The sequence below is a fragment of the Geobacter pickeringii genome (genome assembly GCF_000817955.1).
GTDB classification, from domain to species: Bacteria; Desulfobacterota; Desulfuromonadia; order Geobacterales; family Geobacteraceae; genus Geobacter; species Geobacter pickeringii.
Window position 1 is genome coordinate 1,800,296 of record NZ_CP009788.1, and the last position, 19,846, is coordinate 1,820,141.

General features: G+C 57.5%; 16 protein-coding genes and 1 other RNA gene. 14 read left to right on the forward strand and 3 right to left on the reverse strand.

The window, feature by feature from the left end:
* The first annotated feature begins 24 nt into the window (after positions 1–24).
* The 4 genes from GPICK_RS08055 to GPICK_RS08070 all read left to right on the forward strand — a co-directional run bounded on the left by GPICK_RS08055 (position 25) and on the right by GPICK_RS08070 (position 5,922).
* Positions 25–966: an AAA family ATPase gene (locus GPICK_RS08055; RefSeq protein ID WP_039742000.1), complete on the forward strand. Its 942-nt coding sequence runs from the start codon at positions 25–27 to the stop codon at positions 964–966.
* 89 nt (positions 967–1,055) lie between these two features.
* On the forward strand, positions 1,056–1,829 hold the full coding sequence (locus GPICK_RS08060) for a DUF58 domain-containing protein (protein WP_236685685.1): 774 nt from the start codon (positions 1,056–1,058) through the stop codon (positions 1,827–1,829).
* Positions 1,816–3,756, forward strand: a complete 1,941-nt coding sequence (locus GPICK_RS08065; protein WP_052263361.1) for a transglutaminase family protein — start codon at positions 1,816–1,818, stop codon at positions 3,754–3,756. The genes GPICK_RS08060 and GPICK_RS08065 overlap by 14 nt, the downstream gene beginning before the upstream one ends.
* Positions 3,757–3,864: 108 nt before the next feature.
* Positions 3,865–5,922 carry a tetratricopeptide repeat protein gene (locus tag GPICK_RS08070; RefSeq protein ID WP_039742003.1) on the forward strand — a complete coding sequence of 686 codons (2,058 nt, stop codon included), beginning with the start codon at positions 3,865–3,867 and terminating at the stop codon, positions 5,920–5,922.
* Positions 5,923–5,935: 13 nt separating this feature from the next.
* Here the strand turns inward: GPICK_RS08070 and GPICK_RS08075 are convergent, their stop codons facing one another.
* Complete coding sequence (locus GPICK_RS08075) at positions 5,936–6,628, reverse strand: energy transducer TonB (protein ID WP_039742004.1); 693 nt, start codon at positions 6,626–6,628, stop codon at positions 5,936–5,938.
* A 130-nt stretch (positions 6,629–6,758) separates the two neighbouring features.
* The gene (locus GPICK_RS08080; protein WP_039742007.1) at positions 6,759–9,017 is read right to left on the reverse strand and encodes an NADP-dependent malic enzyme; all 2,259 of its coding nucleotides are present in this window, start codon (positions 9,015–9,017) and stop codon (positions 6,759–6,761) included.
* Between the two features lie 294 nt (positions 9,018–9,311).
* Between GPICK_RS08080 and GPICK_RS08085 the strand changes: the two genes are divergently transcribed.
* The 10 genes from GPICK_RS08085 (at position 9,312) to ssrA (ending at position 18,584) form a co-directional block, all read left to right on the forward strand.
* Positions 9,312–9,800, forward strand: coding sequence for an HIT family protein (locus tag GPICK_RS08085; RefSeq protein WP_039742009.1), 489 nt, complete (start codon positions 9,312–9,314; stop codon positions 9,798–9,800).
* Positions 9,801–9,805: 5 nt separating this feature from the next.
* The gene (locus GPICK_RS08090; protein WP_039742011.1) at positions 9,806–10,786 is read left to right on the forward strand and encodes an ROK family protein; all 981 of its coding nucleotides are present in this window, start codon (positions 9,806–9,808) and stop codon (positions 10,784–10,786) included.
* Positions 10,787–10,820: 34 nt separating this feature from the next.
* A complete protein-coding gene (locus GPICK_RS08095; protein WP_039742013.1) occupies positions 10,821–11,912 on the forward strand; it encodes a 6-phosphofructokinase in 1,092 nt (363 codons plus the stop codon).
* A 199-nt stretch (positions 11,913–12,111) separates the two neighbouring features.
* Positions 12,112–14,103, forward strand: a complete 1,992-nt coding sequence (locus GPICK_RS08100) for a methyl-accepting chemotaxis protein (RefSeq protein WP_039742015.1) — start codon at positions 12,112–12,114, stop codon at positions 14,101–14,103.
* A 238-nt stretch (positions 14,104–14,341) separates the two neighbouring features.
* Entirely contained in the window at positions 14,342–15,145 is an 804-nt protein-coding gene (gene panB / locus GPICK_RS08105) for a 3-methyl-2-oxobutanoate hydroxymethyltransferase (RefSeq protein WP_039742016.1), read from the forward strand.
* Between the two features lies 1 nt (position 15,146).
* The gene (gene panC, locus GPICK_RS08110) at positions 15,147–15,998 is read left to right on the forward strand and encodes a pantoate--beta-alanine ligase (RefSeq protein ID WP_039742019.1); all 852 of its coding nucleotides are present in this window, start codon (positions 15,147–15,149) and stop codon (positions 15,996–15,998) included.
* Positions 15,999–16,397 carry an aspartate 1-decarboxylase gene (gene panD / locus GPICK_RS08115; protein WP_039742022.1) on the forward strand — a complete coding sequence of 133 codons (399 nt, stop codon included), beginning with the start codon at positions 15,999–16,001 and terminating at the stop codon, positions 16,395–16,397. It begins immediately after the preceding gene.
* 13 nt (positions 16,398–16,410) lie between these two features.
* A complete protein-coding gene (locus tag GPICK_RS08120) occupies positions 16,411–17,673 on the forward strand; it encodes an amidohydrolase family protein (RefSeq protein WP_039742024.1) in 1,263 nt (420 codons plus the stop codon).
* Between the two features lie 67 nt (positions 17,674–17,740).
* A complete protein-coding gene (smpB, locus tag GPICK_RS08125) occupies positions 17,741–18,196 on the forward strand; it encodes an SsrA-binding protein SmpB (RefSeq protein WP_039742028.1) in 456 nt (151 codons plus the stop codon).
* 32 nt (positions 18,197–18,228) lie between these two features.
* Positions 18,229–18,584: a transfer-messenger RNA gene (gene ssrA / locus GPICK_RS16975) on the forward strand.
* A 450-nt stretch (positions 18,585–19,034) separates the two neighbouring features.
* Here the strand turns inward: ssrA and GPICK_RS08130 are convergent.
* Positions 19,035–19,625 carry an OmpH family outer membrane protein gene (locus tag GPICK_RS08130; RefSeq protein ID WP_039742031.1) on the reverse strand — a complete coding sequence of 197 codons (591 nt, stop codon included), beginning with the start codon at positions 19,623–19,625 and terminating at the stop codon, positions 19,035–19,037.
* Positions 19,626–19,846 lie beyond the last annotated feature (221 nt).

Here is a 19,846-nt window from a genome sequence, read left to right on the forward strand (position 1 = left end):
ATTCGCTCCCGTGAAAGGTGGCCCATGACTCTTGCGAAACGCGCCGAAATGCTCCATGTCATCGACACCCTCACCACCCACTACCTGAAGGGAAAGGTACGGGCAGTGCGGCTGGCAGTCATTGCCCTCCTGTCAGGCGGCCATATCCTGCTCGAGGATATTCCCGGTCTCGGCAAAACGACCCTGGCCCTCGCCCTGGCAAAGGCGCTCGGCCTTTCTTTCGGCCGGGTTCAGTGTACGAGCGACCTGCTCCCCTCGGACATCACCGGACTCTCAATTTTCAACCGCGAAGAGAATCGCTTCACGTTCATCCCCGGACCGGTCTTCAACAACATCGTCCTGGTGGACGAAGTGAACCGTGCCATGCCGAAGACCCAGAGCGCCCTCCTCGAAGCTATGGAAGAGCGCCGGGTGACGGTGGAAGGGACGACCCATCAGCTTCCCGGCCCCTTTCTGGTCATGGCGACCCAGAACCCGATGGAGCAGGTGGGCACGTATCCGCTGCCCGAATCCCAGCTCGACCGTTTCCTCGTTCGGAGCGGAATCGGGTACCCTCCCGAAGCCATTGAAAAAGCAATCATCAAAGGGGGGAGCATACGGGAGGGGATCAAGGGACTCGCCCCCCTCGTCGGTGTTGCCGATATCCTGGAGGCGCAGCGCTGTGTCAGGGAGCAGATCTATCTCTCCGACAAGGTCGTCGATTATATCTACGCCCTTGTCGCCGCATCCCGCAACCATAAGGCAATAGCGTCGGGGATATCGACCCGCGGGGCCATCGGCATGGCAGAGGCGGCCAAGGCCCATGCCTATCTCGAGGGGCGGGATTATACGGTGCCCGAAGACGTGAAGGCGGTCGCCGTACCGGTCGGTGGGCACCGTCTCATTCTCTCCGTTGAAGATGAGAACCTCGACAAGGGGGATTTATTACACGCCATCCTGAACACCATCCCGGTTCCCCTGGCCTGAAACTCACCCGGGCGGGTGGTGCGTATATCGCCATAACGCTCCTGTTCGGGTTCGCGGCGGTCAACACCGGCAACAATCTCCTCTTTCTGGTGGTCTCGGCACTGTTGGGATTCATGGCGGTTTCGGGGGTGATGGGGTGGTTGAACATCCGGGATCTCTCCCTGGCGGTGAGGTTTGCCGACGAGATTTATGACGGTCAGGAAACCTTTGCCTCGCTTCGCGTGGAGAACCGCAAGCGGGTGATGACGTCGTTTCTCCTGCGGATCGAGATCGGCGGGGCATGGATCGACTTCCCCATGGTCGGCCGGCGGACCGTCGAAACAGGCGTTCTTCCCGTAACCTTCCGCGGTCGCGGGGAAAAGAGGGGTGTGAGCGCGGTCGTCAGCTCACCGTTTCCCATCAATTTTTTCGTCCGCAGCAGATCCGTGTATCTCGACGGACGCTGTATCGTCTTTCCCCGGCCAGCGCCATGCGAAGGGGGGCCCGCTTCCCCCGGCCGGCGGTGGCGGGGGGAGCGGCGAAGCCTTCAGCGCGGATTCGAAGGGGAGGTGGAGAAGATTGCCGGATACACCGGAACTGAGCCCCTCAAGCTCATTCACTGGCGCCTGTCGGCCCGGCACGGAGATCTCAAGGTCAAGGAGCTGACCTCATCCGCCGCCGATCCGCTGATGATCGACATATCCCGCCTGCCGGGGCGCAGCATCGAAGAGGCCCTTTCGTGCGGCGCGTGGCTCGTCAACCGCGGTATACGCGCCAATCAGCCAGTGGGGCTTATCGCGGGAGAGACCCTGATAGCACCCGCGGCATCACGCCCCCATCGCCTGAAACTCCTGACGGTACTTGCTCTCCATGGTTCGCATTAGCTCCGTCATCACCATCCTAGCCTACCTGGTGGCGTGCCTCGGCTATCTGCCGGTATTCGCCTATGCCGATCCGGTGGCGCGTGCGGCTTTCCCCCTGACAATGGCCGCCGGAATCCTGTTCGACCTCCGCGAAAACCATCCCTGCGCCGGCGTCGCCTCGACCGTGGCGACGATCGGCTTTTTCATCTATTACGCAGCGCAGCTCAGCATGGCCAACCCCGCGACGCCGGTGGTGAACTTCATCGTGATTCTCCTCGCGGTGCGGCTTCTGAACGAAAAAAGTCCACGCAACCTCCTCCAGATATTCGCTCTTGCGCTGTTTGCCCTGGCAAGCTCGTCGCTTTTCAACCTGAGCGCCATCTTTCTCGTCTATCTTGGGTTCCAGTTGGCCATCATCGCCATTGCGCTCGTTCTGCTTACGTTTCATGCCGTCGATGCCGGCATGTCGTTCTCCCGCGCCTCGCTGAAGCGGGTGTTTGCCGTGTCGCTCCTCATGCCGGTGTCTTCGGTACCGCTTATCCTGCTCTTCTTCGCCATCCTGCCGCGTACCCAGTATCCTTTGCTCAACTTTCTCAATACCCCCGCCGAGCGCTCCACCGGCTTCAGCGAGAGCGTGGAGCCGGGGAAGGTGTCGCAGGTGACCGAAACGAGGCGCGTGGCTTTGCGGGTCGAGTGCGAGAAACTCCCGATGCATGATCTCTACTGGCGGGGGATCGTTCTCGACGCCCTTGCCGGCAGCACCTGGGTCAGAAGCGAACACCGCCCCGCTGAGCGCGCCGTCGCGGCACAAGGGAAAAGCGTCAGGCAGGTAGTCTATCCCGAACCGGCGCGCCTGGGCTATCTGCTGGCTCTCAACGTCCCGACGCGCATCGATGGCGTCCGTTCCGTTCAGGCTTCTGACTTTGTCTTTACCTTCAGGGGGGCACCGGGAGGGCGTGTCAGGTACGAGGCGCTCTCGATCCTTGCCGATGCCATAACGGTCAACGGAGAGATCGACCGGAAATTCTACCGTGCCCTCCCTCCTCGCATCTCGGCGCGAACGATGGCGTTATCACGGCGTCTCGCGTCCCCTGCCGGCTCCGATCTCGAAACGCTCGCCCGCATTGAGGAGTGGTATCGCTCCCAGCGTTTCACCTATGCCACCTCCGGTCTTCCCCTGACCGACGACCCCGTCGACACCTTTCTCTTCACCCATCGCAGAGGCCACTGCGAGCTGTTTGCCACCTCATTTGCCGTTATCCTCAGGCTCGCCGGGATACCCTCGCGGCTGGTGGGCGGTTACTACGGAGGCGATTACAACGACCTGGGCGGCTATTATCTCGTCACCGGAGATCGCGCTCATGTCTGGGTGGAGGCCTTTGTCAGGGGGAAGGGGTGGCTCCGGGTTGACCCGAGTTCCTTTGCCTCCAATTTCGATACCGTCGGAACAACCAAGAGTGCCGACACGTCCCGTCGGATCGCCGATCTCTTCGATTCGCTTACCTATTACTGGAACCAGGCGGTCATTACCTATGATTTCCAGAAACAGTTCCAGTTGGTGAGTATGGCAAACTCGCGCATCAGGGGCGTCCCGTTCAGGCCGCTACTTGGCAGCATTGCACGGATCGCTCTCCCGCTCTCGGCCATCGGCATCCTCGTCTGGCTTGTCAGGATCAGGGGAAAGATCTCGCAGGAAGAGCGGCTCGTTGCACGGCTCCGGAGACGGATAAGGAAGGTATATGGAAATGCCGGGAATGGCCTGTCCCTGGGGCTCTATGAACTGGCCGAATTGACCGACGATCCGGCAGTATCCGGATTCGCCGCACTGTACGGTCGAGCGGTGTACCGGGACCGGCGACCCACGCCAGACGAGTACCGTGAGCTTCGAAGACTCATCGATGAAATCGGTCGGGCACGGGGAGGCGACGAAGGCGGCGATCGCGCCTGAAAGCCGGCAGGAGCGCGGTTTGCGGGGCTTTCATATGGCTTGACAAGGGGGCCTCTTTCCTTTAGTTTACAAGGTTGTTGCGCATGAATCGGCGGTGATGGAGAAGCCTTGACCAAGAAAGAAAAACATCTCGACAGTGCTCAGAAATTTCTCGTGAAGGGGCAGCTTGACCGGGCCCTCCGCGAGTACGAGCAGGCGGTTGCCCTGGACCCGAAGGACATTCGGGTGAGGCAGAAGTTTGCCGAGCTTCTGATGCGTGCAAACCGCAAGGATGATGCGGTCCGAGAGTTTGAGGTCATTGGCAAGTATTACGCCGACAACGGTTTCTACCTGAAGGCCATCGCCGTCTACAAGCAGATTCAGCGCACCGATCCCCGCAATCTCTCCATTTCCCTCAATCTCGCTTCCTTGAACGAAAAGCAGGGCCTCATTGGCAACGCACTGGCGGAATACAAGGCCGTTTACGACCACTACGAGAAAACGGGGCAGCTCTCCGAGGGGATTTCGGTTCTCGAGAAGATGCTTGCCGCCGATAAGGAAAACGTCAACATCCGCTTCAAGTTGGCCGAAACCCGGCACCGCGCCGGAGAGAAGGAACAGGCGTACGAGGATTTCACCGGGCTCGCTCAGGATATCAAAAGCCGTGGAGACGAGACGGCCTTTGCGCGGGTGTGTGAACGGATTGCACAACTGTTTCCGGAGCGAAAGGAATTTCTCCTTACGGTGGCGGAAGGGCAGGTAAAGAGGGGAGCTCCCCTGGCGGCGCTGCCGCTGCTCAAACAGCTTGTCTCCGACGACCGGTTTAATCCCAAGGCGCTCTATCTCCTGGTGGATGCGGCTCGCGCTGCCGGCGATTTCCGGATCGTGAAGGGTGCGTACGGTCAGATCATCAAGCGTTATCCGGGCGAGGTTGCGGCCCGCAGCGGCCTGATTTCCTGCTTCATCGATGAAGGGAATGTCGATGAAGCCTTCGCGTATCTCACGATGTTCGAGTCGGAGTTGCGTTCCGTGGAGCCCGCCACCGTCGATGGATTGTACCGTGCTCTGCGCGACCTCGCACCTCAACACCCCCGCTTTGCCGAAACGGGACAACGGCCCGGCATTGAGGCTGGCATTGAAGCGGAGGTGGCACCATCGCCGACCGAGACGACGACCGAGGAATCTCCTTCCTCGGCAGAACCGTCTTTCCTGGCAACGGAAACAGAACCGGTTTTCAACCATGCCGATGCCGAAAGTGAGGATGCCGCCGGGTTGCAGGCGGAGGACGAGCTCGATATCACGTTCGAAGAGGACGAACTGCCCGAAACCGCCCCCTTCCTAGGTAGCTCGGTTGAATCCTTCGCGGAGGATGAGACCGACTCATTGTCGGCCAATGCTCCGGCGATGGGAGATGAAGGGGAGGATTTGGCTGGTGGCGATGCCGGGTCGTTTGACTTTCCTCTATTCATGGCAGGAAACGAGGCGGCAGAGGGGAGGGGCATCGACGAGGGCGATACGATCGAACTCGACATATCTCACCTCACGACGGTATCCGACGATTGGCTGAACGGAGCGGAAGATGCCGAACTCTCTCCCGCGGAAGAGACCGGTATCGGATCTCTCGATCTTGATTTCTCCGAGGGAGAGCTCGACGATCTCATTCCTGCGGCACCGGAGCCGGCAAAGCGTGACAAGTACGGCCTCGATGGCCTCTTTTCGGCGTTCAAGAAAGGTGTTGGCGAACAGCTCGATCAGGGCGATACCGAGACCCACTACAACCTGGGCATTGCCTACAAGGAGATGGGGCTTTACGACGATGCCATCTCCGAGTTCAGAACCGCCTCGCAGGACCCGCAACGCCGTATTGACTGCATCACACTCCAGGGGATCTGTTGCCGGGAGAAGGGAGATTTCCTGCAGGCCGAGGAGCTCCTCCAGGGAGGAGTTGCCTTGCCGGGACTCGCGGATGAAGAACTGCTCTGCCTCAAGTACGAGCTGGCGCTACTTCACGAAGCGATGGGGGCGTGCGATCAGGCGCTTTGCGAATATCGTGAGATTCACGTCATGAGCCCCGATTTCAGGGACACGGTCCAGAAGATTGCCCGCCTTAAGTGCGATGACGAAGCACTTGACCTCGCCGACATTGAGCTTGTAGATCTCGACGATACCGACGGGGTAACCGGTTAACAGCGCCCATCCCTCAGGAGAGGAGCCCCAGCGGGGCCATGAGTCGAAAGGGCGCCTGAAAGAACTCGCCGGGGTAACTGTCTGGAAGAGGGGGAAGCGGCGCCGCCTGCAGGGCGTTCAGGATCAGCCGGTCGTATTCCGGGCTTCCCGAGCTTTTCAACAGCCTTACATCAAAGATCTCCCCGTTTCTTTTCAGCACGACCGTAACCAACGCCTCCCGCTTTCCGGGTCCGGTTTCCGCTTGGCCTGCCACTGACCACCACTGCTCGTTAATCCTCTGGACCAAGGTAAAGTAATATTCCTTGATGTCGCTGCGCAAGGTCTCCCCATCGGCGAGGCTCCTGAAAAATCCTCGACTCATCCCTAGTGAAAGGGATGAAGGCTTGGCCTCGTTAGCCGGGGGTGGCGAAGGGGGTTGCGATTGTTCCTCGACAATTTTCTCTGCAGGGGTGGGGAGCGCCATTGCAGGACGCACCGCAGTTACGGATCGTCTATCATGTGCTGCCACCCGGGAAGTGGATGGTGCCGAAAGATCGTTTCTGTCCGATAAGTCCACGGTCACCGTGGAAAGCGTATTGAGCGTGGACTGGGCCCGGGGCAGAACCAGAATTGTTGCCGCCAGCGCGCCGTGAAGCGCAAGAGAGAGAAGCAGCGCCCGTGGCAAACGCTCCCCTGTGTGGCGATGGAAGGCGGAGTGGTGCTCCATTGCGGGAAAACTCCCTGAGACGGATTTATTGGAAAAACTGAGAGAAATCTTAGCAAAGAGGGGGGTGTGATGGCAAGAGAAAGGGGGCCGGTCGGGGCCCCCTTTCTTGCGTGCGATGTCAGCTATGGCGTCAGGAGTTCTGCGCATCCACGACGGCAATGGCGGCCATGTTCACGATGTCGCTGACGTCGTCTCCCCGTTGCAGGACATGAACCGGCTTTTTCATCCCCATCAGGATCGGCCCGATGGCTTCTGCTCCTCCAAGATGGTGCAGGAGCTTGTAGCAGATGTTCCCCGAGTTGAGATCGGGAAAGATGAGGACATTGGCTGCTTCCTTGAGGTTTGCGAAGGAGAAGCTCTTCTGGAGAATCTCGGTCACAACGGCCGTATCGGACTGCATCTCTCCATCAATGACCAGGTTCGGATCACGCTCCTTGACGATCTCCACCGCCCGCTTTACCTTGAGGGCCTGCGGGTGGTGAACCGATCCGAAGTTGGAAAACGAGAGCATGGCGACTGTCGGTTCGATGTCGAGCATCCGTGCCTTTTCGGCGGCAAGGATGGCGGTCTCTGCCAGTTCCTCGGCCGTGGGCTCGATGCAGACCGTGGTGTCCGCCATGAGGAAGATTCCCTTGTTGAAGACCATCATGTAGAGGCCGTGAACGCTGGAGAGCCCCTGCTGCTTGCCGATCACTTCCAGTGCCGGCCGGATGGTTTCGGGGTAGTGGGTGTCAATGCCCGAGAGCAGCGTGTCGGCATCCCCCATGTGAACCATCATGCAGCCGAAATGGGTACGGGACTTGCGGGTCATGATCCGCCGTGCCTCGGAAAGCGTGAGTCCTTTCCGTTGACGGAGCCTGAAGAGCTCGTCGGCATACTCTTCGGAGCGCTCGAAGTTCGTCGGGTCTACGATCGTCACATCGCCGTTGAGTTCGAGGCCGAGCTCCGCCATCTTGGCGTGGATCTTTTCATGGCTGCCGATGAGGATCGGCCTGCCGATCCCCTCTTCGATGAGTATCTGGGCTGCCTTGAGAATCTTCTCGTTGTCCCCTTCGGGGAAAACGATCCGCTTCGGGTCGCATTTGGCTTTGTTGATGATCATTCGCAGGGTTTCCTTGGCCTTCCCCTGCAAAGACTCCAGATGCTCGACATACTTATCCATGTCCTCGATCGGCTGGCGGGCAACCCCCGATTCCATGGCAGCCCTGGCGATCGCCGGGGCAACACGGAGAAGGGCCCGCGGATCAAACGGCTTGGGGATGATGTAGTCTCGGCCGAAGGAGAATTTTACATTGCCGTATGCGCGGCAGACCGCGTCGGGGCACTCTTCGCGGGCCAGTTCGGCCAGGGCGAAGACCGCAGCTTTTTTCATCTCTTCGTTGATGGTGGTGGCGCGTACGTCGAGGGCCCCCCGGAAGATGAACGGGAAGCCGAGAACGTTGTTCACCTGGTTGGGATAATCGGAACGTCCGGTGGCTATGAGGACGTCCCCGCGCACCGCCCGCGCCTCCTCCGGCGTTATCTCGGGATCGGGATTGGCCATGGCGAAGATGATTGGGTTGGCTGCCATCTTGCGCACCATCTCGGGAGTGAAGGCACCCTTGGAGGAGAGGCCGTAGAGAACATCTGCTCCTGCGGCCGCCTCTTCGAGCGTCCGCAGCGGCGTGTCAACGGCAAAACGCTCCTTGTACTTGTTCATTCCTTCGGTGCGGCCCTGGTAGATTATCCCCTTGGTGTCGCACATGATAAGGTTCTCTTTCTTGAGGCCGAGGGAGAGCGCCAGATTGGCGCAGGCGATGGCGGAGGCGCCGGCACCGTTTACCACGAGGCGGATTTCCTCAATTTTCTTTCCTACCAGCAGCAAGGCGTTAATCAGTCCGGCGGCAGAGATGATGGCGGTACCGTGCTGGTCGTCGTGAAAGACCGGAATGTTCATGGTCTCCTTGAGCTTTTCTTCGATGTAGAAACATTCGGGGGCCTTGATGTCTTCGAGATTGATGCCGCCGAAGGTCGGTTCCAGGAGTTGGCAGACCTTGATCACTTCCTCGGGGTCTTCCGAGTTTACTTCTATGTCGAAGACATCAATGTCGGCAAAGCGCTTGAAAAGGACCCCTTTGCCCTCCATGACCGGTTTACCGGCCAAGGCGCCGATGTTGCCCAGGCCCAGCACGGCGGTGCCGTTCGAAACGACGGCGACAAGGTTGCCTTTGGCAGTATATTTGTATGCGTCTTCAGGGTTTTTCTCGATCTCGAGACACGGCTCGGCTACGCCGGGCGAATAGGCGAGGGAGAGGTCCCGCTGGGTGAGGCACGGTTTGGACGGAATTACTTCGATCTTCCCTTTGCGGCCACTCGAATGGTAGTCAAGGGCATCCTGTTTTTTGCTCATGGTGGACTCGGCTCCTTTCTTCGACGGCATCAAGGCAGTTTTTTTACTCGTGGTAAAATATTTCTGTCCATGCCGCGCTTGCGTTACGGAGTTTTATTTTGCTGAATTCACTGAAATTGAGACACCTTAGTCCTTGTGTTAACGCTTTGTCAAGCGCTAATTACAGTGAAACTAAAAAATCATTTTACTTGTGAATGAGGGGCACTCCGCTGGCGAGACTTGTATTTTGCACCTGTTTGGTCGATAATCCGCAAACCCGTGAACGGGCGGGCAGATAGCGGCAAGGAGGCGGAGATGGAACGGATTTGGGCTCCCTGGCGAACCGATTATATTTTCAATAAAAAGTCGTCGGACTGCATCTTCTGTCTTGCGGACGACACCACTCTCGACCGTGATCGTCTGGTTCTTCACAGAACACCGTTATCGCTGGTGATGCTCAACCGGTATCCATACACGAACGGACACCTGCTCGTCGCTCCCCATCGGCATACTGCCGACCTGGATTCACTCACCGAGCAAGAGATGCTCGATCTTTTCCGGATTGTTCGCCTCTGCCGTGCGATCCTCAACAAAGAGGCGTCGCCCCAGGGGTTCAATATCGGGCTTAACCTGGGGAAGGCGGCGGGGGCGGGAGTCGACGACCATCTCCATTTCCATGTTGTTCCGCGCTGGAACGGCGACACGAACTTCATGAGCGTCGTAGCCGATGTCAGGGTCGTTCCCGAGGGTCTCCTCGTCGCCTACGACCGCTTGCTTCCCCACTTTGCCGCCCTTCACGAGTGACTTCAATGAGAGATGACGACAGGGAGCTTTTTGCCGGGATCGACGTTGGCGGAACGAACCTCCGCCTTGCCCTGGTGGACCGGGCAGGGGAGATACGGCACCGGATTCGCCTGAAAACCGAGATCGCCGGTGGACGTGACCTCTTATACGAGAGAATCCGTGAGGGGATCAACGGCCTCCGCGGCCGTGCCGCCGAACTGGGTGCAACGATTTCCGCTCTTGGGGTGGGGGTGCCGGGGCTCATCGCCAATGATGGGTATGTCCATGTCTCCGTCAATCTCCCCCCCATCGACCGGGTCAACCTGCGGGACGATCTCCAGCGGATCACCGCCCTGCCGACGGTCATCGCCAACGATGTCAATGCGTTTGCCTGGGGGGAGCGGAGGTATGGCGCGGGTGCGCACTTCTCCTCTTTCATGATGGTGACGCTGGGGACCGGGGTGGGGGGAGGGCTTGTTCTCAACGGCCGCCTCTGGACCGGCGTCGATGGAGTTGCCGGAGAACTCGGCCACCTGACGGTGGAGCCGAACGGCAGACCGTGCACCTGCGGCAACCGCGGGTGTCTTGAACAGTACGCTTCGGCAACCGCCATTGCGACCAGTGCCCGCGAAGCGATGACGGGTGAAACGGGGTGGGCGCCTGGGGTGGTCAGGTCGGAGGGCATCTCCGCCGAAGCAGTTGCCGCGGCAGCACGGGGGGGCGATCCACGGGCTGCCGCAGTATTTGCGGATGCAGGCCGTTATCTTGGTATTGCCGCAGCCGGACTTGCCAATATTCTGAATCTGGAGGCGTTCATCGTTGGCGGTGGCGTGGCTGCAAGTTTCGACCTGATGAAGGATGCCATGAAGCAGGAGGTGCGGACGCGGGCCTTCCCGCTCCCGGGCGAACGGCTCCAGATCATTCCTGCGATCCTGGGAGAAAACGGGGGATTGATTGGCAGCGCGGCCCTCGCCATGCAGGTCCGTGATAACGGAACATGGGACTGATGTTGTTTTCGGGATTTTTCTTGACGGAGGGGCGATGAAACGGCGAATCGGAATACTTACCGGTGGAGGGGACTGCCCGGGGCTCAATGCGGTAATCAGGGGGGTGGTCAAGAGCGCCATCATCCGAAGAGGGTGGGAGGTTGTCGGTATCGAAGACGGTTTCGACGGTCTTCTCAAAACCGACAGGACGAGGCTCCTCGGCCTTGGGGACGTGCGGGGCATTCTGCCGCGGGGAGGGACCATCCTCGGAACCTCCAACCGGGGCAATCCCTTTTGTTATCCCGTAGAGAACAACGGTAAGACAATACTTACCGACATATCCGACCAGGTCGTCGACAGCATCCGGAAAATGGGAATCGACGCCTTGGTTGCCGTGGGTGGGGACGGCTCCCTCAAGATCGCCCTCGAGTTGATGCGCAAGGGGGTACCCATAGTAGGCGTTCCCAAGACCATCGATAACGATCTCATGGAAACCGATGTCACCTTCGGTTACAACACGGCCCTCGAAACGGCGACCGATGCCCTGGACAAGCTCCACTCCACGGCGGAAAGCCACCACCGGGTGATGATCATGGAGGTGATGGGGCGCTATGCCGGCTGGATTGCCCTGGAATCGGGAATCAGTGGCGGGGCTGACGTGATCCTCATTCCGGAGATCCCCTTCGATATCCAGTCGGTCTGCCGGGCCATTGATGAACGTTGTCGCCGCGGAAATACGTTCAGCATCGTTGTTGCTGCCGAGGGTGCCTACCCGCGGGGGGGCGGAAGGGTCGTCCGAAGGGAGGCGAGCGAAGCAAATCCCGTGGAACGGCTCGGCGGAATCGGTGAGTACGTTGCGCGGGAGCTCACCTCATGTCTGAAGATGGATACGAGATCGATGGTCTTAGGGCATCTCCAGAGAGGAGGCTCTCCCTCCACCTTCGACCGTTGCCTCGGCAGCCGTTTTGGGGTCGGAGCAGTGGAACTCATCGACAAGGAGCGTTACGGCGAGATGGTCTGCCTGCGGGGACGGGATATCCGGTCGGTGTCGATCGAAAAGGCGGTGCGCCGCCTGAAGCTCGTCAACCCCAGAGGGCAGATGGTTTATGCGGCAGAAGAGTTGGGGATAGCCGTCGGTCGTCGCTGATCATCTCGATTCTCCCCTCTCGCGGGAGGGTTTGGGGGGTGGGAAAACGCCGGCAAATTGTTGACTTTGCGGCCTTGGCGATATAGAGTGCGTTCAATTGTGATCGTAGATTAAGCGTTTCTCGGCAGAATGTTATTGAGGAAGCCGATGGTGGCCTCCTCGCCATGCACGTGGATATCTTCACTGGAGGGTAGCCTTTATGGAAACCGGGGCAATCATCAAAAACAGGAGCAGCCTCTACGGCATCCTCGGCTGCGCCATGGGAATCGGAGCTCCCGTGGCCTGGACCGTCATTCGGCTCATCTTCTTTTCCGATCCGGACCAGCCGTTTTTGTCCCAGATTTTCGGTGACGTTTTTAAAAATGGTTACAACCTTGCCCTCTACTCCTACATGGGGATCGGCACCGCCACCGTGCTGGCAGTGGTCGGATACTACATCGGCAAGACGAATGACGAACTCCATGCCCGAGCCGTGGAACTCGATGGTCTTCATCAGGAAGTTGCATCCCAGAAGGAGGTCTTCGAAAATCGCTACCGGGTTCTCGACAGCAACATAAAGAATTTTCACCAGATCAGCAGCAAGATTCAAAGATCCATCGATGTGGACGAGGTTCTGCGCCTCTGCGCCGACGGCCTCCACGATGTGCTCGGCTACGAACGGGTCAACATCCTCATGGCCGACGAAGCGCGCACTTCACTCTCATTCGTTGCGTCCATCGGTACCGCCGGTTTCAACCCGAGCGGCGTGACGCTTCCCCTCGATCTCCGGAGCGGCGTCATCTTCAAGTGTTTCAATGACAGGCAACTCTTCATGATCGACGACATCGGCGTCTATCCGTCGGACTTCAAACTTCAGCCGCCGTACGATGCCATCAAGGCACTGCGTTCAAGCAGCTTTGTAGTCTGTCCCATCGTCGTCAAGGGTGAAGCGATCGGTCTTTTCGGCATCGACAACTGCCTCAGCAAGCGATCCCTCAATGACACTGATGTCGACACCATAAAGCTGTTTGCCGATCAGGCCGCTTCCGCCATCGTCCGGATCAATCTCTTGAAGGCAATCGGTGCCCTGACGTCGGAACTGGAAACAACCTTCGCCGATCTGCTGAAGAATCGCGATCACTACTCTCGCTACGTCATCAATCTGCAGGATGCGGTGAATTCGGTGGCCGACGGCACCGCCCACATTGCGTCGGGAGCGGAAAGCGTGCTGACGTCAGTCGACGAGACCAGTTCCGCCGTGAGCAATATCTATGTTTCCATTGAGCAGGTGAGCAGGAATCTCGATTATCTCTCCGAATCCATCGACAAATCGGCATCAGCCATGGAGGAACTCAACTCGACCATCAAGAACGTCGAGCAGAGTGCCGCCATCTCCCATGAAGTCTCCAGCAAGGTGAAGTCAGAAGCCGACCGGGGACGCACGGTGGTGGATGAAACTATCAGGGCGCTTGCCGAGATACAGAATTCGGTTGAACTTTCCTTCGAAGGGATGAAGCGTCTGACCGAAAACAGCGGCCGCATTGAGAGCATTGTCGGGGTTATCAACGACATCACCAAGCGGACCAACCTTCTTGCACTCAATGCGTCGATCATCGCCGCCCAGGCGGGAGAGTATGGCAAGAGTTTCGGCGTCGTTGCCGACGAGATCCGTAATCTTTCGCTGCAGACCGGCCAATCCACCGGTGAAATCACCAACATCATCGAAGAGATCATGAATGAATCCCGCCATGCGGCGGAAAACATCTCCGCCTCAAAGGACCGGGTGCGTCGCGGGGTCGAGCTCGGTGGCGTCATGGGGCAGTCGCTTGAGGTGATTCACGGAAGTTCGGTCCGCTCCATGGACATGACCCGCGAGATAAAGACGGCCACCGAGGAGCAGGCCCGAAGCGTCCAGCTCGTCACCCACTCCATCGAGAACGTGAGCAGCATGAGTTCCCAGATTTTCAAGGCATCCAAGGAGCAGTCTGACGCAGCCATGAGTATCGTCCGCTCCATCGATGCGATCAAGGAAATGACTCAGGAAATGGTCAAGGCGACCGTCAAGCAGGTGGAAGATGGTTCCGAGATTAAAAAGTCGGTCGAGGCAGTCGGCCAGATGGTGACCAGAATTTTCGAGGATATGGAAGTTCGCCGGGAGGAGAGCAGCGAAGTCGTCAAAGAGCTGGAAATGATGAAGAAAATCGCCGGCTGAATTATACGGTAGACATAACCGCTTTATTTGTGATAAGTAAAATAGTGTTTTGAGAACGGCCCGCAACACCGGTGGAGCCGTTGAATCGTTTAACCCTTCGTACGCACATACTGCCTGGATTCGCCAAGAACCGGGACGGAAGGCAATAGCCGCACCGACAGAGAGGGTGTTTTCTCCCGGTCTTTACGTGCGCCTCCGTTTTCCGGGGGCGCATTTTTTCGTTGATGAGGAGTTTCGAGTGAACCGGAAGAAGACAATTCTCGATATCCAGAAGATGAAGGAGTCTGGCGAAAAGATAACCATGCTCACCAGCTATGATTTCCCGTTTGCCCGGATCATGGATGACTGCGCCATCGATGCCATCCTGGTGGGTGATTCGGTTGGAGTCGTATTCGGGGGCCACGACAATACGCTGCCGGTCACCGTCGATGAGATGATCTATCACACGCGGTCCGTCATGCGTGCCCGTCCAAAGGCGTTCGTCGTTGCCGACATGCCGTTTCTCTCCTATCAGACAGATCTCCGTGATGCCCGCCTCAACGCAGGGCGACTGGTGAAAGAGGGGGGAGCAGAGGCGGTCAAGCTCGAAGGGGGCGCCCATATCGCCGATACCATCCGCGCCATCGTCGATATGGATATCCCGGTTGTCGGGCACATCGGTCTTACTCCTCAGTCCATACACCGTATGGGTGGTTACCGAGTACAGGGGAAGAAGGATGAGCAGGCCCAGCGCCTCCTGGAGGATGCCCTGGCCGTCCAGGAGGCCGGCGCCTGCGCCGTGGTTCTGGAAGGGATCCCGCTGAAGTTGGCCAAACGGATGACCGACGAACTCACGATCCCCACCATCGGCATAGGGGCAGGTCCCCACTGTGATGGCCAGGTGCTCGTCATTCACGATATCCTCGGGCTGTGTGAGAAATACTCGCCGAAGTTTGTCAAGCGTTATGCCGACGTCAAGGGAGCAATTGCTGATGCGGTCGCTTCCTATATCGCCGAAGTCAAGAAAGGAGAGTTCCCCGACGAGGGACATTCGTTTAACTGACATGAAAATTATCGAATCGGTTACCGAGATGCAGGCATTTGCGCGGGAGGCCCGCAGGGAAGGAAAATCCATCGCTTTGGTGCCGACCATGGGGTATCTCCATAAGGGCCATGCTTCTCTCATGAAGGAAGGGAGAAAACGGGGCGACATCCTGGTTGCCAGCATCTTCGTCAACCCGACCCAGTTTGGTCCTTCCGAAGACCTCGACTCTTATCCTCGCGACCTTGCGCGCGATACGGCAGTCGCTACCGGGGCCGGAGTCGATGTCATATTCGCTCCAAAGGCCGGCGACATGTATCCGCGCGGTTACCAGACCTATGTTAATGCCGAGGAGTTGACGCTTCCCCTCTGCGGCGCCAGCCGTCCCGGCCATTTTCGGGGAGTCACCACCGTGGTGACCAAGCTGTTCAATATCATCAAGCCTACGGTCGCCCTGTTCGGCAAGAAGGACTTCCAGCAGCTTGCCGTAATCAGACACATGGTCGCCGATCTGAATATGGACATCGAAATCGTCGGCATGCCGATTATCCGGGAGGACGACGGGCTTGCCATGAGTTCCCGCAATGCCTACCTTCAGCCTGAAGAACGGAAAAACGCCCTCTGTCTCTGTAGGGCCCTTGCCGCGGCGCGAGGACTGTTCAACGGCGGCGAACGTTCGGCGCAGACCCTCAGGGAACGGGTGGTGCGCCTCATCGGCGAGGTTCCCGGAACATCGATTGACTATGCGGATTTTCGCAACAAGGACACCCTTGACGCTGTGGAAACGGCCGATGAAGATACCCTGCTGGCATTGGCCGTCAGAGTCGGAAAAACGAGGCTGATTGACAACTGTATCCTAGGGGAGGAAAATTAAATGGAACGCAAGATGCTCAAAAGCAAGATTCACCGCGCCACGGTCACGGGCGCCGATCTCCACTACGAGGGAAGCATCACCATCGACCTCGACCTGATGGAAGCTTCCGACATCATTCCGTATGAGGCGGTGGCGATCTGGAACGTGACCAACGGCAACCGCTTCGAAACCTATGCAATCGAAGGCGAGCGCGGGTCAGGGGTAATCTGCATCAATGGCGCTGCTGCCCGGCTTGTGGCACCGAAAGATCTCGTCATCATCGCAAGTTTCGTCAACATGGAGAACGAGGAGGCTCTGAATTACGAGCCGAAACTGGTCTTTGTCGACGATAAGAACTGCATGCTTCCCACACGCAAGGAAGTGGCGGGGCAGGGGAGTCTAAAAAAAGTAGCCTGGTAGTACCTGGAGAGCCATGGAACTGTTCGCCGCCTCATACCTCGTTCCGATCTCGTCTCCCCCCGTTCCCGGCGGTGCGATGGTGGTGGACGGCGACCGTATCATTGAAACGGGGACGCTGGCCGAGTTGCGCGCACGGTACAGCGTCCCCCCGCGCGACTTTCCCGGCTGCGCCATCATACCCGGACTTGTCAACGCCCACACCCATCTTGAGCTTACACACTTTCCATCGTGGAAAATCCGCAAGGGGATCGACTATGCCCCCCGCACTTATGTCGACTGGATCATCCAGGTAATCAAGATCAGGCGGGCGCTCACACCTCACGAACTGCAGCTCTCCATTCGCGAAGGGCTTCGAATCTGCCTTGAATCCGGCACAACCTCAATAGGCGAGATCCTGAGTGATCGGTCGTTTCTTAGCCTCTATTGCGACACACCGCTGTCCGGCCGCATCTTCTTCGAGGCGATCGGTCATGATCCTCTCCGTTGCGAGGAGTCGCTGAGCGCGCTTCACACCGACTTGTCCGTTTTCCGCTGCGGCAGCTTCGAGCGTGGTCTCTCCCCCCATGCACCCCATACGCTCTCGGAGCAGTTTCACCACAGCCTCCGTCATCTCGCGATGCAGATGGGAATTCCCCGCATCATCCACCTGGCTGAATCCCGTGCCGAATCTGATTTCTACTTCGATTCCTCCGGAATGATTGCGGACGTTCTCTACCCCCATGTCCACTGGGAAGAATTCATCCCTTCGCCGCGGCACACAACCGCAACGTCCTGGCTTGACCGTCATGGTTTGTTCGACCGAAGCACAACCTGCGTGCATGGTGTGCATCTCACTCCCGCTGATGCCGAGATTCTCAAAGAGCGTGGTGTAGCAGTGGTTCTGTGTCCCCGCAGCAATGAAAAGCTTGCCGTCGGCATGGCGCCGGCGCATCTTTTGAAAAAGCTCGGCATTCCCCTTTCCCTCGGCACCGACTCCCTCGCCAGCAACGATTCTCTCTCCCTGTGGGACGAAATGCGCTTTGCCTCCGACGCGTATCCGGAAGTCTTCAGCCCGGACGAGATACTCGCCATGGCCACACTCGACGCCGCCCGCGCCATTGGTACCGACCAGCGTTTAGGATCGCTCGATCCGGGGAAACGGGCCGATTTCCTCGTCATCAAGCTTCCTCAATTTTCCTCCGAGCAGAATCTTTGTGAAGCAATCATTCACGGAGGAGCCCTTGCCGAAGTATTCGCTGCCGGCAGGCCACCGTCAGATTATATAATCACCCCTTAAAGAAGACAAAAAAAGTCCGCTTTTTGTCCTTGCAATGCCTTCGGCACATCTGCTACTATGCATCTATATGGGCGAGAAGCTGATTTGCAATAACAAGAAAGCCTTCCACGACTACTTCATAGAAGAAAAATTTGAGGCCGGTATGGTTCTCAAAGGGACTGAAGTGAAGTCGCTCCGTCTTGGAAAAGGAAACCTCAACGATTCCTTCGCGCTGGTGCGGGAGGGAGAGGTTTTTTTGCACAATCTGCATATCTCGCCATACGCTTTCGGTAATCGGGAGAATCACGATCCCGAACGGATGCGCAAGCTGCTTCTGCATAAAGCCGAAATCAACCGCCTGTACGGGAAGATTCGGGAAAAGGGATATTCGGTCGTTCCGCTTCGTCTCTACTTCAAGAATGGGTGCATTAAAGTTGAGTTAGGTCTCGCTAAGGGGAAAAAACTCTATGACAAACGGGAAGACCTGAAGAAGAAGGATCAGAAGCGGGAAATGGCAGTAGCACTGAAAGAACGGAACAAATAGCGACCTCCTCTGCGGAGGCGTACTAAAGTTTTGGGGGTGTAAAGGTTTCGACGGGGATAGGAAGCAAAGGTTGCATGCCGAGGTCCGGGCAGGTCTCGTAAAACAGCCCGGGGCGAATTAAACGCCGATAATTACGACTACGCTGTAGCAGCTTAATACCCTGCTACCGATCCGCTGAGCCTCTCCCACGGGCAAGGATGGATCGTCATTTTAGTGGGATAGTCAACGGGAACGCCTGCGGCCCCGAGGCGAAACCTTAGCAGGATCGCTGCCCAGAAATCCCGGCAGGGGGAGTTCCGGGCCGTTAAATCAAAACCCTCGCACAAGCATGTAGACGCCTTTAGTGTATGATCTTCGGACGCCGGTTCGACTCCGGCCACCTCCACCAATTAAAAGTCCGGCATCGTCCGGACAAAACCAGAAGGCCCTGAGAAATCAGGGCCTTTTTAATCAGGGCCTTTTTATTTTACGATTATTCAGCCCGATTGCAGAGGCAAGCTTAAAGGATCAAAGCAAAATTGAGGATCATGGCTCCCTGGCCTGAACGGATTGTACCGCTGAGAATAAAAAGGCTTCAATTTCGGACAAAACGGTTCTTTCCACTCCCCCTGTGGATAAGCGTTCAGCATCTGTGGATAACTCTTTGAATAGTTACGTAGTCTTGGGCACTTCTGCAAGCTGCACAAGGGATGAGCAAGGCTCGTAACATGCGGTAATTACATGTCAATAACTATTTAAAGGTATACGGGTATCCGAGGTAAATCGGATGTAGTGCCGGCATTACACGAGAGTTACAGAAAAGTGGATAACTGGCCTTTAATTCAATTTGATCGGCACTTCATGGTTGTGGCAGAGATTTCACCACTTCCGCCGTAACGTCTTTCACTTCCACTGTTTCTCCCAGATAGAAGATATCCCGCTTGGGGATGATGGCAGCAAAACCATTGGCCTTTCCGTACTCAGCGGCGGCCTTTTCCACCGAACGGACAAGCGATTCGGTCAACTCTCCCTCCATTTTCCGCATCTCTTTCTCCGCACCCTGAACATACTCCTGGAACTCGGTGACTTTTTTCTGAAGCGCTTTCACCTTTGTCTCGCGTTGTTGCGGGGAGAGCGTGGAAATTTTCGACTCCAGATCGCTCTTCATTTTTTCAAGTTTTTTCTGTCGGACGGCAATCTGCGAGCGATATTTTTCCGTCTTATCTTTTAGCTGGGTTTTTGCCTTTTTCCCGCGATCCGACTCGTCAACTATCTTCTCCATGTCAACGTATCCAATTTTGACAGGACGTTCGGTGCGGACGGCCTCGACTCCCTTTGGAGAGGAGACCGGCTGCGGAGTTGCCGGTTTGGGGAGTTCGTCTGCCATAACGGCGACGGTGAAATTAAATGAGAGGAGGGCGGCGGATAGGACGACAGCGGCTTTGTTCATCGTACACCTCGTTTTGAATGGAACTGCTCCTGTTGTTTATACCCGCTCAGGACGATTCAATCAACCATTCCGGCTCAGTTGACGGCAGCCGGCAGCGGAGGGTGGCTTGCAAAAGCAGAGAAGAGCGGTATGGTGGATGCGTGACTTCTGTGAATCTGAAATCGAACGAACAAGTCTTCAGGCAGGATCACAATTCTGCCCGCGCATAAAGAGGTATGCCA